Origin of the sequence: Aeromicrobium alkaliterrae, assembly GCF_039529015.1 — a bacterium.
In the GTDB taxonomy this organism is placed as follows: domain Bacteria; phylum Actinomycetota; class Actinomycetes; order Propionibacteriales; family Nocardioidaceae; genus Aeromicrobium; species Aeromicrobium alkaliterrae.
In genome coordinates, this window is the sequence record NZ_BAAAME010000002.1 from 512818 (window position 1) to 526705 (window position 13888).

General features: G+C 72.9%; 15 protein-coding genes and 1 riboswitch. Of the genes, 14 read left to right on the forward strand and 1 reads right to left on the reverse strand.

What is annotated here, in order from left to right; genetic code table 11:
• The first annotated feature begins 3 nt into the window (after window positions 1-3).
• The 3 genes from coaBC to ABD127_RS03605 all read left to right on the forward strand — a co-directional run bounded on the left by coaBC (window position 4) and on the right by ABD127_RS03605 (window position 4792).
• The gene (gene coaBC / locus ABD127_RS03595) at window positions 4-1209 is read left to right on the forward strand and encodes a bifunctional phosphopantothenoylcysteine decarboxylase/phosphopantothenate--cysteine ligase CoaBC (protein ID WP_344197805.1); all 1206 of its coding nucleotides are present in this window, start codon (window positions 4-6) and stop codon (window positions 1207-1209) included.
• Window positions 1210-1370: 161 nt separating this feature from the next.
• A complete protein-coding gene (metK, locus tag ABD127_RS03600) occupies window positions 1371-2561 on the forward strand; it encodes a methionine adenosyltransferase (protein WP_344199403.1) in 1191 nt (396 codons plus the stop codon).
• A 242-nt stretch (window positions 2562-2803) separates the two neighbouring features.
• A complete protein-coding gene (locus tag ABD127_RS03605; RefSeq protein ID WP_344197807.1) occupies window positions 2804-4792 on the forward strand; it encodes a primosomal protein N' family DNA-binding protein in 1989 nt (662 codons plus the stop codon).
• A gap of 6 nt (window positions 4793-4798) precedes the next feature.
• On the opposite strand, the gene ABD127_RS03610 is transcribed toward ABD127_RS03605, so the two are convergent.
• Window positions 4799-5080, reverse strand: coding sequence for a DUF4287 domain-containing protein (locus ABD127_RS03610; RefSeq protein WP_344197809.1), 282 nt, complete (start codon window positions 5078-5080; stop codon window positions 4799-4801).
• 67 nt (window positions 5081-5147) lie between these two features.
• On the opposite strand from ABD127_RS03610, the gene fmt reads away from it, so the two are divergent.
• The 11 genes from fmt to ABD127_RS03665 all read left to right on the forward strand — a co-directional run bounded on the left by fmt (window position 5148) and on the right by ABD127_RS03665 (window position 13860).
• On the forward strand, window positions 5148-6068 hold the full coding sequence (gene fmt, locus ABD127_RS03615; RefSeq protein WP_344197811.1) for a methionyl-tRNA formyltransferase: 921 nt from the start codon (window positions 5148-5150) through the stop codon (window positions 6066-6068).
• A 13-nt stretch (window positions 6069-6081) separates the two neighbouring features.
• Complete coding sequence (locus ABD127_RS03620; RefSeq protein ID WP_344197813.1) at window positions 6082-7353, forward strand: transcription antitermination factor NusB; 1272 nt, start codon at window positions 6082-6084, stop codon at window positions 7351-7353.
• 45 nt (window positions 7354-7398) lie between these two features.
• Complete coding sequence (rpe, locus tag ABD127_RS03625; RefSeq protein ID WP_344197815.1) at window positions 7399-8064, forward strand: ribulose-phosphate 3-epimerase; 666 nt, start codon at window positions 7399-7401, stop codon at window positions 8062-8064.
• Window positions 8065-8146: 82 nt separating this feature from the next.
• Window positions 8147-8274, forward strand: a riboswitch (FMN riboswitch).
• Window positions 8275-8361: 87 nt separating this feature from the next.
• Window positions 8362-9396, forward strand: coding sequence for a bifunctional diaminohydroxyphosphoribosylaminopyrimidine deaminase/5-amino-6-(5-phosphoribosylamino)uracil reductase RibD (gene ribD / locus ABD127_RS03630; RefSeq protein WP_344197817.1), 1035 nt, complete (start codon window positions 8362-8364; stop codon window positions 9394-9396).
• The gene (locus ABD127_RS03635) at window positions 9396-10025 is read left to right on the forward strand and encodes a riboflavin synthase (RefSeq protein ID WP_344197819.1); all 630 of its coding nucleotides are present in this window, start codon (window positions 9396-9398) and stop codon (window positions 10023-10025) included. Before ribD ends, ABD127_RS03635 begins: the two co-directional genes overlap by 1 nt.
• A complete protein-coding gene (locus ABD127_RS03640; protein ID WP_344197821.1) occupies window positions 10018-11283 on the forward strand; it encodes a bifunctional 3,4-dihydroxy-2-butanone-4-phosphate synthase/GTP cyclohydrolase II in 1266 nt (421 codons plus the stop codon). Before ABD127_RS03635 ends, ABD127_RS03640 begins: the two co-directional genes overlap by 8 nt.
• A 1-nt stretch (window position 11284) precedes the next feature.
• Complete coding sequence (gene ribH, locus ABD127_RS03645; protein WP_344197823.1) at window positions 11285-11767, forward strand: 6,7-dimethyl-8-ribityllumazine synthase; 483 nt, start codon at window positions 11285-11287, stop codon at window positions 11765-11767.
• Between the two features lie 12 nt (window positions 11768-11779).
• Window positions 11780-12043 (forward strand): phosphoribosyl-ATP diphosphatase, encoded by a 264-nt coding sequence (locus tag ABD127_RS03650; protein ID WP_229053762.1) that lies wholly within the window; start codon window positions 11780-11782, stop codon window positions 12041-12043.
• Between the two features lie 52 nt (window positions 12044-12095).
• Window positions 12096-12941, forward strand: a complete 846-nt coding sequence (hisG, locus tag ABD127_RS03655; RefSeq protein ID WP_344197827.1) for an ATP phosphoribosyltransferase — start codon at window positions 12096-12098, stop codon at window positions 12939-12941.
• A complete protein-coding gene (locus tag ABD127_RS03660) occupies window positions 12941-13363 on the forward strand; it encodes a PH domain-containing protein (RefSeq protein ID WP_344197829.1) in 423 nt (140 codons plus the stop codon). Before hisG ends, ABD127_RS03660 begins: the two co-directional genes overlap by 1 nt.
• Window positions 13360-13860, forward strand: coding sequence for an SseB family protein (locus ABD127_RS03665; RefSeq protein ID WP_344197831.1), 501 nt, complete (start codon window positions 13360-13362; stop codon window positions 13858-13860). Before ABD127_RS03660 ends, ABD127_RS03665 begins: the two co-directional genes overlap by 4 nt.
• Window positions 13861-13888: the final 28 nt, after the last annotated feature.

A 13888-nucleotide genomic window follows, 5' to 3' on the forward strand; every position in this document is an offset into this window, starting at 1 on the left:
CCGATGAGCGAGATCGTCCTCGGCGTCAGCGGGGGAGTCGCCGCGTACAAGGCGGCCCTCCTGGTGCGCCTGTTCACCGAGAACGGGCACGGCGTCACGGTGGTCCCCACCGACGCCGCGCTCGAGTTCGTCGGTCGCGCCACCTGGGAGGCGCTCTCGGGCCGTCCCGTGCAGACGGGCGTGTTCGAGAACGTGTACGAGGTCCCGCACGTGCGCCTCGGCCAGAACGCCGACCTGGTCGTCGTCGCGCCCGCCACGGCGAACACCGTGGCGAAGGCGGCGGCTGGCCTCGCCGACGACCTGCTCACCAACACGCTGCTGACCGCGCGGTGCCCCGTGCTGGTCGCACCGGCGATGCACACCGAGATGTGGGAGCACGCCGCCACCCAGGCCAACGTCTCCACGCTGCGCGAGCGCGGCGTCACGGTGCTCGACCCGGCCGTGGGTCGCCTGACCGGGGCCGACACGGGCGCGGGACGCCTCCCGGAGCCCGAGCAGATCTACGCCGCCGCCGTCGCGTTGCTGGCAGGCCACCCGCGTGACCTCGCGGGACGCCACGTCGTCGTCACCGCCGGCGGCACGCGCGAGTACCTCGACCCGGTGCGCTTCCTGGGCAACCGGTCGTCCGGGCTGCAGGGCGTCGCCCTCGCCGAGACGGCGCTCGCCCGCGGTGCCTCCGTCACCCTGGTCGCCGCCAACCTCTCGGTGCCGGCACCGGCCGGGGTCGAGCTGGTCGAGGTCGTCTCCACCGAGGACCTGCGCCAGGCCACGCTGAAGCACGCCGCGAGCGCCGACGCCGTGGTCATGGCCGCCGCGCCGGCCGACTTCCGCCCCACGTCCTTCGCCGACGCGAAGATCAAGAAGCGCCCGGACGGCCAGGCGCCCACGATCGAGCTGGTCGAGAACCCCGACGTCCTCGTCGAGGTCGTGCAGCAGCGCGGCGCCACCGCGAGTCCCGTCGTGGTCGGCTTCGCGGCCGAGACCGGCGACGCCAACGGCTCCGTGCTCGACCACGCGCGCGCCAAGCTGGCCCGCAAGGGCTGCGACCTGCTGGTCGTCAACGACGTCAGCGAGGGCAAGGTCTTCGGACGCGCCGACAGCGAGGCCGTGATCCTCGCGGCCGACGGCAGCGCGCACCCCGTGGCCCTCGGCCACAAGTCGCTGCTCGCGCACGCGATCTGGGCCGAGGTCGCGACCCGCCTGACCTGAGGCGAGCGTCTCACGTGAGGGACACCTCGTCCCAGGTCCTGGGATAACCCACCACCAGATGAGACGTTGTCTAGACTGTGCGAGGCCCCTGGCGTCGCACGCGCGCGCCTCGTGCCACGGGGCGCTCCCCGACACCGCCGTGCCTCAACCAGACCAGGAGCATTGTGAGCCGACTTTTCACGTCCGAGTCCGTGACCGAGGGTCACCCGGACAAGATCGCCGACCAGATCAGCGACAGCGTCCTCGACGCGCTGCTCGCACAGGACCCGAAGAGCCGTGTCGCGGCCGAGACCTTCATCACGACGGGTCTGATCATCGTCGGTGGCGAGGTCACGACCGAGGCCTACGCCGACATCGCGCGCATCGCCCGTGACCGCGTCCTCGAGATCGGCTACGACTCGTCCGTCAAGGGCTTCGACGGCGAGAGCTGCGGCGTGCAGATCACCCTCGACGCGCAGTCGGCCGACATCGCGCAGGGCGTCGACACCGCCGAGGAGGGTCGTGTCGGTGGCGCCACCGACCCGCTCGACCTGCAGGGTGCCGGCGACCAGGGCCTGATGTTCGGCTTCGCGGTCGACGAGACGCCCGAGCTGATGCCGCTGCCGATCACGATCGCGCACCGCCTGGCCGAGCAGCTGACCGCGGTCCGCAAGGACGGCACGCTGCCGTACCTGCGTCCCGACGGCAAGACCCAGGTCACCATCGAGTACGACGACGACGACAAGCCGGTGCGGGTCGAGGCCGTCGTGGTCTCGACGCAGCACGAGGACGGCGTCGACCTGGAGAACCAGCTCCCGACCGACATCAAGAAGCACGTCATCGACGCGGTGCTGTCGCAGTACGACATCGACTCCAGCAGCTACAAGCTGCACATCAACCCCACCGGACGCTTCGTCATCGGCGGTCCGATGGGCGACGTGGGCCTGACCGGCCGCAAGATCATCGTCGACACCTACGGCGGCTACGCCCGTCACGGTGGTGGCGCGTTCTCGGGCAAGGACCCGTCGAAGGTCGACCGCTCGGCCGCCTACGCGATGCGCTGGGTCGCCAAGAACGTCGTCGCCGCGGGCCTGGCCACCAAGGTCGAGGTGCAGGTCGCCTACGCGATCGGCGTCTCCAAGCCGGTCGGCTTCTACGTCGACACCTACGGCACCGAGACGGTCCCGGTCGAGACGATCCGCGCTGCCGTGCTCGAGGTCTTCGACCTGCGCCCCGGCGCGATCGTGCGCGACCTCGACCTGCTGCGTCCGATCTACGCGCAGACCGCCGCGTACGGCCACTTCGGCCGCCCGGGCCTGCCGTGGGAGAACACCGACCGCGCCGACGCCCTCCGCAAGGCCGCCGGCGTCTGAGCCACGCCGCACCGAACGGCCCTCGTCCCCACCCGGGGACGGGGGCCGTTCCGCTTCCCCACCCCTGGTGGGGCGGTGAGTGCTCCACCTTTCGCCCGCGCCCTGGGATGGGCGGTGAGTGTTCCACCTACCCCGGTGGCTCATCCACCGCATGAGCCGCCATCACGTGGAACACTCACCGCCCCGGCGGGCGGGGGAGGCGGCGGGCGGGGACGGTCGGACGTGGCTGGTAGAACTGCCGGGTGACGGACGACGGGCAGCTGGACCTCGGTCTCCCGAGCCCGCCTGTCCCGAAGCCCGCTGCCGCGCCGCGCAAGCCGCCGCCCGAGCCGGCGCCCGACCTGCCGGTCGCCCGGGTCCAGGTCGACACGGGGCTCGCCCACCTCGACCGTCCCTTCGACTACCTGGTGCCCGCCACGCTGCACGAGGCCGCCGTCCCCGGCTGCCGCGTCAAGGTGCGCTTCGCCGGGCGCCAGACCGACGGCTTCCTGCTCGAGCGGGTCGCGCAGAGCGAGCACGAGGGCACGCTCGCCCCGCTCGCCAAGGTCGTGTCGTCCGAGCCGGTGCTCGCCCCTGAGGTCCTCGACCTGGCGCGGGCCGTCGTCGACCGCTGGGCCGGCACCGTGGGCGACGTCCTGCGCCTCGCGATCCCGCCCCGCCACGCCCGGGCCGAGGCCGCCGGCCGTCTCGAGGCGGCCGACGCCGAGCTGCCGGCGCTCGACCCGGACGCCTGGCCGACGATCGGCGGGGGTGCCTCCTACCTGGCTGCCCTGCGCGACGGCCGGTCGGCGCGAGCGGTGCGGAGCGTGCTCCCGACCGAGCTTCCGGCCGAGGTCGTCGCCCACGCCGTGCTGGCGGCCCTGCACGCCGGTCGGGGCTCGATCGTCTGCGTCCCGGACGCCTCCGACCTCGCACGGTGGGACTCGGCGTTCACCGAGGTGCTGGGCCGCGGCCGCCACGTCGTGCTGTCGGCCGCCCAGGGTCCGGCCGCGCGGTACCGGGCGTTCCTGGCGGCGAGCCGCGGCGACGTGCAGGTCGTCCTCGGCACCCGCGCGGCGGCCTGGGCCCCGGTGCGCGACCTCGGGCTCGTCGCGGTCTGGGACGACGGCGACGACCTGCTGGCCGAGCCCAGGGCCCCGTACCCGCACTCCCGCGAGGTGCTGCTCACCCGCGCCCACGAGCAGGAGGCGGGCGTCCTGCTGGCCGGGCACGCCCGCAGCGCGGAGGCCCAGGCGCTCGTCGCGTCGGGCTGGTGCGTCGACCTGAGCGCCGACGACCCGGTCCGGCGCGCCGCCTGGGTGCGCCCGGAGGTCACCGACGGCTCGTCCCACGGCTCGGCGCCGGCCCGGCTCCCCGCGGAGGTGTTCGCGGCGATCCGCGGCGCCGAGGGTGCGGTCCTCGTGCAGGTGCCCCGGCGCGGCTACCGTGCGTCGCTGTCGTGCCAGGCGTGCCGCGAGCCGGCGCGCTGCTCGGCGTGCGCCGGCCCGCTCGTGCAGCTCGCGTCGAAGGCCCAGCTCGTGTGTCGCTGGTGCGCCACCCCGGCGCCGGACTGGACGTGCCCGCACTGCGGCTCGCCGCGACTGCGCGCCCCCGTCGTGGGGCAGCTCCGCACCGCCGAGGAGTACGCGCGGGCGTTCGCCGACCACGAGATCACGACCTCGGGCGGCGACTCGGTGCTGACCGACGTCGAGCCGGGGCACCGCATCGTCCTCGCGACGCCGGGCGCCGAGCCTCACGTCGCGGGTGGCTACGCCGTGATCGTGCTGATGGACACGTGGCTCGCGCTCGGTCGCGACGACGTCCGCGTCACCGAGGAGGCCCACCGCCGCTGGTTCAACGCCCTCGCGCTCGCCGCACCCGGGGGCCGGGCGATCGCGGTCGGCGATCCCGGGTCCCTGCAGGCCCTCGTGCGGGCCGACCCGGTCGGCCTGGCGCACCGCGAGCTCGAGATGCGTCGCGAGACCCACCTCCCGCCGTTCGGCCGCCTGGCCACGGTCGAGGCCGTGCCCGAGGTGCTGGGGCCGCTCGCCGAGCGTGACTGGACGCCGAACACCGAGGTGCTCGGCCCGGTCGCGGCCGATCCCCGCGACCCCACGGTGCAGCGACTGGTGCTGCGCGCTCCTCGGTCGGAGGGGCCGGCGCTGTCGGCGGCGCTGCGCGAGGTCGTGGCCGAGCGCAGCGCCGCGAAGCAGACGTCCGTCCGGGTGCAGGTCGACCCGCTGACGTTCTAGCCGCGGCTAGCGGTTCGCGATGCCGTCGAGGCGCAGCAGGTTCGACTCGTCGCGGTGCGTCCCGGTCGTGCCCACGTGCTTGTCGGAGATCTGCGGACCGTTCTTCACGACGTGGACGAGCGCCATCGCGTGGCCGCGACCCAGCTCGTACTCCTCGGCGAGCCAGGCGATGATCTCGCCGCTCTTCGTGTCGGGGCCGAACCCGCGGGCGTGGGCCTCGTCCACGAGGTCCTGCGGCAGGCGCCCGGTCTTCTTCTCGATCGCATCGATGTAGGCCTGGAAGCTCATGCGGAGATCGTCACACAGACGGTGTTGTTGATCGTGCTCCGCACGGGGGTCCCTAGACTCGGCCTCGATGAGAATCGTCTTCGCGGGAACCCCAGAGACCGCCGTCCCCTCGCTCGAGGCGCTGATCGCGAGCCGGCACGAGGTCGTCGCGGTCGTGACCCGCCCCGACGCCCGGGCCGGCCGTGGTCGCACCCTGTCGGCGTCGCCGGTCGCGGAGGTCGCGGAGCGGCACGGCATCGAGGTGCTCAAGCCGGCCACGCCGTCGGACCCCGACTTCCTCGATCGTCTGCGCGAGATCGCGCCCGACTGCTGCCCGATCGTGGCCTACGGCGCACTGATCCGTCGCGCGGCGCTCGACATCCCCGAGCTCGGCTGGGTCAACCTGCACTTCTCGGTGCTGCCCGCGTGGCGTGGTGCGGCGCCGGTGCAGCGCTCGATCATGGCCGGCGACGAGGTCACCGGAGCCAGCGTCTTCAGCCTCACCGAGGGACTCGACGAGGGTCCGGTGCTCGGCGTCATCACCGAGCTCGTCAAGCCGGAGGACACGGCGGGCACCCTGCTCGAGCGCCTCTCGGTCGAGGGTGCGCGGCTGCTGGTCGACGCGCTCGACCACATCGAGGACGGCGACATCGGGGTGCAGCAGCAGGACGAGGAGCTCGTCAGCCTCGCGCCCAAGCTGACGACCGAGGACGCCCGCATCGCGTGGAACCGGCCGGCGTTCGCGATCGACCGGCACGTCCGTGGATGCACACCGGCACCCGGCGCGTGGACCGAGCTGGGCGACCTGCGGGTCAAGATCGAGCCGCTCACGATCGCCGACGAGTCCACGCTCGAGCCCGGGCAGGTCTCGTTCGGGAAGAAGGAGGTCCGCGTCGGCACCGCCACGACCGACGTCGTCCTCGGCACCGTGCGTCCCCACGGGAAGAAGCCCATGGACGCCGCCGACTGGGGCCGCGGCCTCTCCGACCCGGCCGGGTCGTTCTCGTGATCGGGTCCACGTCATGAGCGATCCGGCACGCGGTGTCGCGTGGTCCGTGCTGGCGGCGGTCCGCGAGGACGACGCCTACGTCAACCTGCTCCTGCCGCGGCTCCTCAGCGACCAGAACCTCGACAGCCGCGACGCCGCGTTTGCGACCGAGCTGACCCACGGCACGATCCGCTGGCAGGGCACGTACGACGCGATCATCGACCACCTCGCCCCGCGCGAGCTCGATCCTCCGGTCCGCGACGTCCTGCGGCTGGGTGCGCACCAGCTCCTCGCGATGCGCGTGCCGGACCACGCGGCGGTCTCGACCTCGGTCGCCCTGGTGCGCCGGGTGGTCGGCCACAAGCCCGCAGGATTCGTGAACGCGATCCTGCGCCGCGTCTCCGAGCGGGACCTGGCGACCTGGATCGACCTGGTCACCGAGGGTCTCTCGGGCGACGCCGCCCTGGCGGTCCGCTATTCGCACCCGGCCTGGGTCGTGGCCGAGCTGCGCCGTTCGCTGCTCGCCGTCGACGCGTCGCACGAGCTCGAGGAGCTGCTGGCGGCCGACAACGTCGCGCCCAAGGTCACGCTCGTCGCGCGGCCCCGGCTGGCCACGGTCGCCGAGCTGCCCGGCAAGCCCGGCCTGCTGTCGCCGTGGGCCGTCGTGCTCGACGCGGGCGACCCCGGCGAGATCCCCGCCGTGCGCGAGGGACGGGCCGCGGTGCAGGACGAGGGCTCCCAGCTCGTGGCGAAGGCGCTCGTCGACCTGCCGCTGGAGCCTCCCCGTGGCCGGTGGCTCGACCTCTGCGCAGGTCCGGGAGGCAAGGCCGCCCTGCTCGGGGCGCTCGCCGCCGAGCGAGGCGCCCATCTGGTCGCCAACGAGGTGCAGCCCCACCGGGCCGAGCTGGTGCGCCAGTCGCTGCGAGCCCTGCCGGACGTCGAGGTCACGTGCCACGACGGCCGCGAGGGTCCGTGGGAGGCGGGTTCGTTCGACCGCATCCTGATCGACGCCCCGTGCACCGGGCTCGGCGCGCTCCGTCGTCGTCCGGAGGCGCGCTGGCGGCGCACCCCGGAGGACCTGGAGTCGCTCGTGCCGCTGCAGCAGGCGCTGCTGCGACGCGGGATCGAGCTGCTGCGCCCCGGCGGCGTCATCGCCTACGCGACGTGCTCGCCGTCGCCGAAGGAGACCCTCGACGTCATCGAGACGGTCGGGCGGGGCGTCGCGGTGCTCGAGCGCGTCGACCGGTGGTGGCCGCACCGCGACGGCACCGACGCGATGTTCGTCGCCCTGCTCCGCAAGCGCTGACCCGAGGGTGCCAGGGGACCGAGGCCCCCCGCTAGGCTGCCCGCCATGGGCCTCCAGATCACCCCGAGCCTGCTCAACGCCGACTTCGCGCACCTCGCCGACGAGGCGGCCCGGATCCCCAGCGCCGACTGGCTCCACATGGACGTCATGGACAACCACTTCGTCCCGAACCTGACCCTGGGGCTGCCGGTCATCGAGTCGCTCAGCCGCTCCGCGGCGCAGCCGATCGACGCCCACCTGATGATCGCCGACCCGGACCGCTGGGCCCCCGCCTACGCCGAGGCGGGCGCGGGCAGCATCACCTTCCACGTCGAGGCCGCAGCGGCTCCCGTGCGCCTGGCGCGCGAGATCCGGGCCCAGGGTGCGCGGGCGTCGATGGCCCTCAAGCCCGCCACGCCGATCGATCCGTATGTCGACCTCCTGCCGGAGCTCGACATGGTGCTCGTCATGACCGTCGAGCCGGGATTCGGCGGCCAGAAGTTCCTCGACCTGTGCCTGCCGAAGATCCGCCGCACCCGTGAGCTCATCGCGGCCAGCGGCGCCGACGTCTGGCTGCAGGTCGACGGGGGCGTGTCGCTCGAGACGATCGAGCGGTGCGCCGAGGCCGGCGCCGACGTGTTCGTCGCGGGGTCGGCCGTCTTCGGCGCCGACGACCCGTCGGCCATGGTCGAGGCCCTGCGCACCTCGGCGTTCGCCGCCTGCGGTCACTGACGACCCGACCGTCTCGCTTCGTGGGCGCTGCTCACCGCCTGGAACGGGCTGCGTAGAATCGTGGGTGAACGAGAAATCGCTCACAAGACTCTGGGGTCGGTGCAATTCCGAGCCGGCGGTGACAGTCCGCGACCCGTGTCCACTCAGGACGCGGTTGACCTGGTGGAACTCCGGGACCGACGGTGAAAGTCCGGATGGGAAGAGTCGAGTGTCGACGCTCTGTGCGTCGACCGTGGACGGCCGCCGTCCTCCGCCCTCCCGTCGCCCCGGAAACGGTGAGCCCGACCGGAGGTATCCATGGCGAGCGAGATCGAGCTGGTGGCCATGCGCCGCGCGATCGACGTGGCGCGTGAGCGCGGCAACTGTCTGCCCAACCCGACCGTCGGCTGCGTCGTCCTCGACGCCGATGGTCGCGAGGTGGGGATCGGTGCGACCGTCCGCAAGGGCGCCCATGCCGAGATCGAGGCCCTGGCGGCCGCGGGGGAGCGGGCCAAGGGCGGCACCGCCGTGGTCACGCTGGAGCCCTGCCGCCACATCGGCAACACCGGCCCGTGCACCGAGGCGCTGATCGCCGCCGGAGTCACCCGCGTCGTGATTGCCGAGACCGACCCGCACTCCGAGGCCGGGGGAGGCGCCGAGGTGCTCCGCGCCGCCGGCATCGAGGTCGAGACCGGCGTGCTGGCCGACGAGGCCGAGCCGCACAACCGTGCCTGGCGGTTCGCCGTCGTCCACGGGCGACCCTTCGTGACCTGGAAGTACGCCGCCACGATGGACGGCCTCAGCGCCGCGCCCGACGGCTCCAGCAAATGGATCACCGGGCCCGACGCCCGGCGTGACGTGCAGACGTTCCGCGCCCAGTGCGACGCGATCGTGGCCGGCACGGGCGCCGTGCTCGCCGACGACCCGCGCCTGACCGTGCGTGACGCCGAGGACCTGCCCCTGCCGTACGACCTGCAGCCCCTGCGGGTCGTCGTCGGCGAGACCCGCATCCCGAACTACTACCGCGTCTTCGACCGGGTCGCGCCGACCCTGCTGATCCAGTCGCGCGAGCCCGAGGAGGTGCTGGACAAGCTGACCGAGAACGGCATCAAGCACGCCTGGCTCGAGGGTGGCCCCCGGCTCGCCGGAGGCTTTTGGAAGGCCGGCCTGATCGACCGCGTGATCGGCTACATCGCGCCGTCGATGTTGGGCTCGGGCCGCGCCGCGCTCGAGGGCGAGGCGGCCACGCTGGCCGACCTGCGGCCCATCGAGATCACCGACCTCAGCACGGTCGGTCACGACATCCGCATCATCGGCACCCCGGGTGCCGCTCCCAGGGAGACCTACATCTGATGTTCACCGGACTCGTCGAGTCGATCGGCACCGTCAGCGCGATCGAGCAGCAGGGCGACGCCGTGCGCCTGACGGTGCGCGACGCCGTCGTCACGAGCGACGCCGGGCACGGTGACTCGATCGCCGTCAACGGCTGCTGCCTCACGGTCGTCGACCCCACGACCGACACCTTCACCGCCGACGTCATGGCCGAGTCGCTCGACCGCACGTCGCTCGGCGCGCTCGCAGTGGGCTCACGGGTCAACCTCGAGCGCGCGCTCGCTGCCGGTGCACGCCTCGGCGGGCACCTCGTGCAGGGCCACGTCGACGGCACGGGTCGCCTGCTGGACCGCACGCCGAGCGAGCACTGGGAGGTCCTGCGCTTCTCGGTGCCGGACGACCTCGCCCGTTACCTCGTCGAGAAGGGCTCGATCACGGTCCAGGGCGTCTCCCTGACCGTCGTCGAGGTCGTCGACGACGACCCCGAGGTCGGCGCGAGCTGGTTCTCGGTCTCCCTCATCCCCACGACGCTCGCCGACACCACGCTCGGCGACCTCCAGCCCGACGACCTCGTGAACCTCGAGGTCGACGTGCTGGCCAAGTACGTCGAGCGCATGCTCGGCCACCGGAAAGGACCCGGTCATGAGTGACATCGTTCTGGACCCCATCGAGCGCGCCATCGACGACATCCGCGCGGGCCGCGCGGTCGTGGTCGTCGACGACGAGAACCGCGAGAACGAGGGCGACATCATCTTCGCCGCGAGCAAGGCCACGCCCGAGCTCATGGCGTTCCTCGTGCGGTACTCCAGCGGCCTGGTGTGCGCGCCGATCACGGGCGAGATCCTCGACCGCCTCGCGATCCCGCTCATGACGCCGCACAACCGCGACCGCCTGCGCACCGCGTACACCGTGTCGATCGACGCGCGTGACGGCGTCACGACCGGCATCTCGGCCTCCGACCGGGCGCGCACGTGCCGCGTGCTGGCCGACTCGGCGACCGAGCCGTTCGAGATCACCCAACCGGGACACATCGTGCCGCTGCGCGCCAAGCCCGGGGGAGTCCTGGAGCGTCCGGGGCACACCGAGGCCGCGGTCGACCTGGCGCGCCTGGCGGGGCTCACCCCGGCCGGCGTCATCGGCGAGGTCATGAACGACGACGGCACGCTCAAGCGGCTCCCGCAGCTGCGCGAGTTCGCCGACGAGCACGGCCTGGCCCTGGTCTCGATCGAGGACCTCCAGATCCACCTGCGCCGCGAGGAGCAGCAGGTCGAGCGGCTCGCCAGCACCAACCTGCCGACCGAGTTCGGCACGTTCCAGGCGCTCGGCTACCGCGACCGCATCGACGGCGCCGAGCACATCGCCCTGGTCCACGGATCGGTCGGCAACCTCGGCGCCACCCCGGCGGGCGGGGAGCTGACCGAGGACGTCCTGGTCCGCGTGCACAGCGAGTGCCTCACGGGCGACGTCTTCGGCTCGCAGCGCTGTGACTGCGGCCCGCAGCTGCAGGCGTCCTTCGCGGCGCTCACCGACGAGGGTGCCGGCGTCGTGATCTACCTGCGCGGGCACGAGGGGCGCGGCATCGGGCTGCTGCACAAGCTGCAGGCCTACGAGCTGCAGGAGCGCGGCCGCGACACGGTCGACGCGAACCTCGAGCTCGGGTTCGGCGAGGACGAGCGCGACTACGCCGCTGCCGCGCAGATCCTGCGCGACCTCGGCATCGCCTCGGTGCGCCTGCTGACGAACAACCCGGAGAAGTCGGCGGCCCTGGAGCGCTACGGAGTCAAGGTGGGCGAGCGCATCCCCGTCCACATCGCGCCGACCGAGCACAACCTGCGGTACCTCACGACCAAGGCGGAGCGGATGGGTCACGACCTCCCGCTCCCCGTCATCACGACCGAGGAGGTCTGACGTGGCAGGACACGGAGCACCATCCCTCGCGATCGACGGCAGTGGCGCGCGCGTCGCGATCGTCGCGTCGCTGTGGCACACCGAGGTCATGGACGGCCTCATCGCGGGCGCACAGGCCGCGCTCGCCGAGGCCGGCGTCACGCAGGTCGAGCTCGTGCGCGTGCCGGGCTCCTTCGAGCTGCCGCTCGTCGCCCAGGGTGCAGCGGTGGCGGGCTTCGACGCGGTCGTGGCGCTCGGCGTCATCATCCGTGGCGGGACCCCCCACTTCGAGTACGTCTCGGCGGCCGCGACCGACGGCCTGACCCGGGTCGCGCTCGACACGGGCGTGCCGGTCGGCTTCGGACTCCTCACGTGCGACGACGACCAGCAGGCGCTCGATCGGGCCGGACTTCCGGGCAGCAAGGAGGACAAGGGGCGCGAGGCCAGCGAGGCCGCCCTGGGCGCCTGGCAGGTGCTGCGCGGGCTCGTCTCGACCGCCCCCTAGACTGAGGGCGCCATGAAGACGTTCGACGAGCTGTTCGCCGAGCTCAGCCACAAGGCGACGACCCGACCGGAGGGCTCGCGCACCGTCGCTGAGCTCGATGCCGGTGTCCACACGATCGGCAAGAAGCTCGTCGAGGAGGCCGCCGAGTCCTGGATGGCGGCCGAGCACGAGGACGCCGCTCGCGCCGCCGAGGAGATCAGCCAGCTGCTGTACCACGCCCAGGTCATGATGATCGCGAAGGGCATCTCGCTGGACGACGTGTACGCGCATCTGTGAGGGGGAGACCCCCGCTGCCGATGCCGCACGCCACCTCCACCGAAGGAACCCCATGCTGAAAGTTGCCGTCCCGAACAAGGGATCGCTGGCCGAGTCGGCCGCCCTCATGCTGGCCGAGGCGGGCTACCGCCAGCGCCGCAACGCCAAGGACCTGGTCTGCGTCGACGCCGAGAACGACGTCGAGTTCTTCTACCTGCGTCCGCGTGACATCGCGATCTACGTGGGGGAGGGCACGCTCGACGTCGGCATCACCGGCCGCGACCTGCTGCTCGACTCCGGCGCGCAGGCCGACGAGGTCATGACGCTCGGCTTCGCCTCGTCCACGTTCCGGTTCGCCGCCCCCGAGGGCGGACCCACGACGGTCGAGGAGCTCGCCGGCCGTCGCGTCGCCACCTCGTACCGCGGCCTGGTGCGCGACTACCTGGCCGAGCGGGGCATCGAGGCCTCGGTCGTCCGTCTCGACGGGGCTGTCGAGTCGTCGATCCGCCTCGGCGTCGCCGACGCGATCGCCGACGTCGTCGAGACCGGCACGACGCTGCGCCAGGCGGGACTCGCGGTCTTCGGGGAGCCGATCCTGTCCTCCGAGGGCGTACTGGCCCGTCGCCGCGGCGACACCGAGCCGGCCGGCTTCGACGTCTTCAAGCGCCGCCTCGACAGCGTCCTCGTGGCCCGCTCCTACGTGATGATGGACTACGACATCCGCACCGAGCAGGTCGAGGACGCCGTCACGCTCACGCCCGGCATCGAGTCGCCGACCGTCTCCCCGCTGCACAGCGAGGGGTGGTCCGCCGTGCGGTCCATGGTGCCGCGCGACCGCGCCCAGCGGGTCATGGACGACCTGTACGCGATCGGTGCGCGAGGGATCCTCGTGACCGACATCCTGGCGTGCAGGATCTGATGACCGTGTCCGCCGCCGACCGGCTCGTCGTCCGCCCGCAGGGCCCCCGCATCGTCGCGTACGCCGTCGCGGTCCTGATGCTCGTCAGCATCGTCGCGATGGGGCGTGCTCTGCCCGACTACGTCTACTTCTCGGTCTCGGAGCGCATCACGATGTGGCTGCTCGCCGTGGCCGTCCTGGCGCTGCTGCACGGCGTGGGGCGCAGCGTCGTGAGGGCCGACGCCGAGGGCATCGAGGTCGTGAACGGCTACAAGCGGCACCACCTGACCTGGGACCAGGTCGAGGGCATCTCGATGAAGCCCGGAGCGCCGTGGGCCACCCTGGTCACGAAGGACGACGAGCGCGTCATCCTCTTCGCGCTCCAGTCGTCCGACGGCGACGGCCGCGAGATCGTCTCGCAGCTGCGCGCCTGGGCGGCATGAGCGCCGAGTCCGGCGAGCACGAGCCGCAGCAGCACGAGCGGGGTCTCGCCGAGCCGGCGTTCCCCGGCGACGACGGACGGACGGCCCCGGAGCTCGTACCCGTGCTGGGGGACCGTGACGCGGTGCTCGCCCAGCTCGGTGCGGCGCGGGTGTTCGTGCCGATCGTGGCGGTCCTGGGGGAGCGGGCCGCGAACGGCGGCGACAAGAACGCCGACATGGCCGCGGTGCTCATGACCGGGGCCGACGGTCGCCAGGCGCTGCTCGCGTTCACCAGCGTCGCGACGATGGAGGCCTGGAACCCGCAGGCGCGTCCTGTCCCGGTGCACGGTCAGGCCGCGGCGCAGTCGGCGGTCGCCGAGGGCGCGTCCGCGATCGTCCTCGACCTCGGCCAGCCGCACTGGCAGGTCGTCGAGACCGACGACCTGCAGCACCTCGCGGCCGGCGACGTCCTGGCGCGCACCGCCACCGGCACCGCGTGGGTCCGCCCCGGCGCCTGAGCCTCGAAACCCTGGCTGGCTCGGCTCG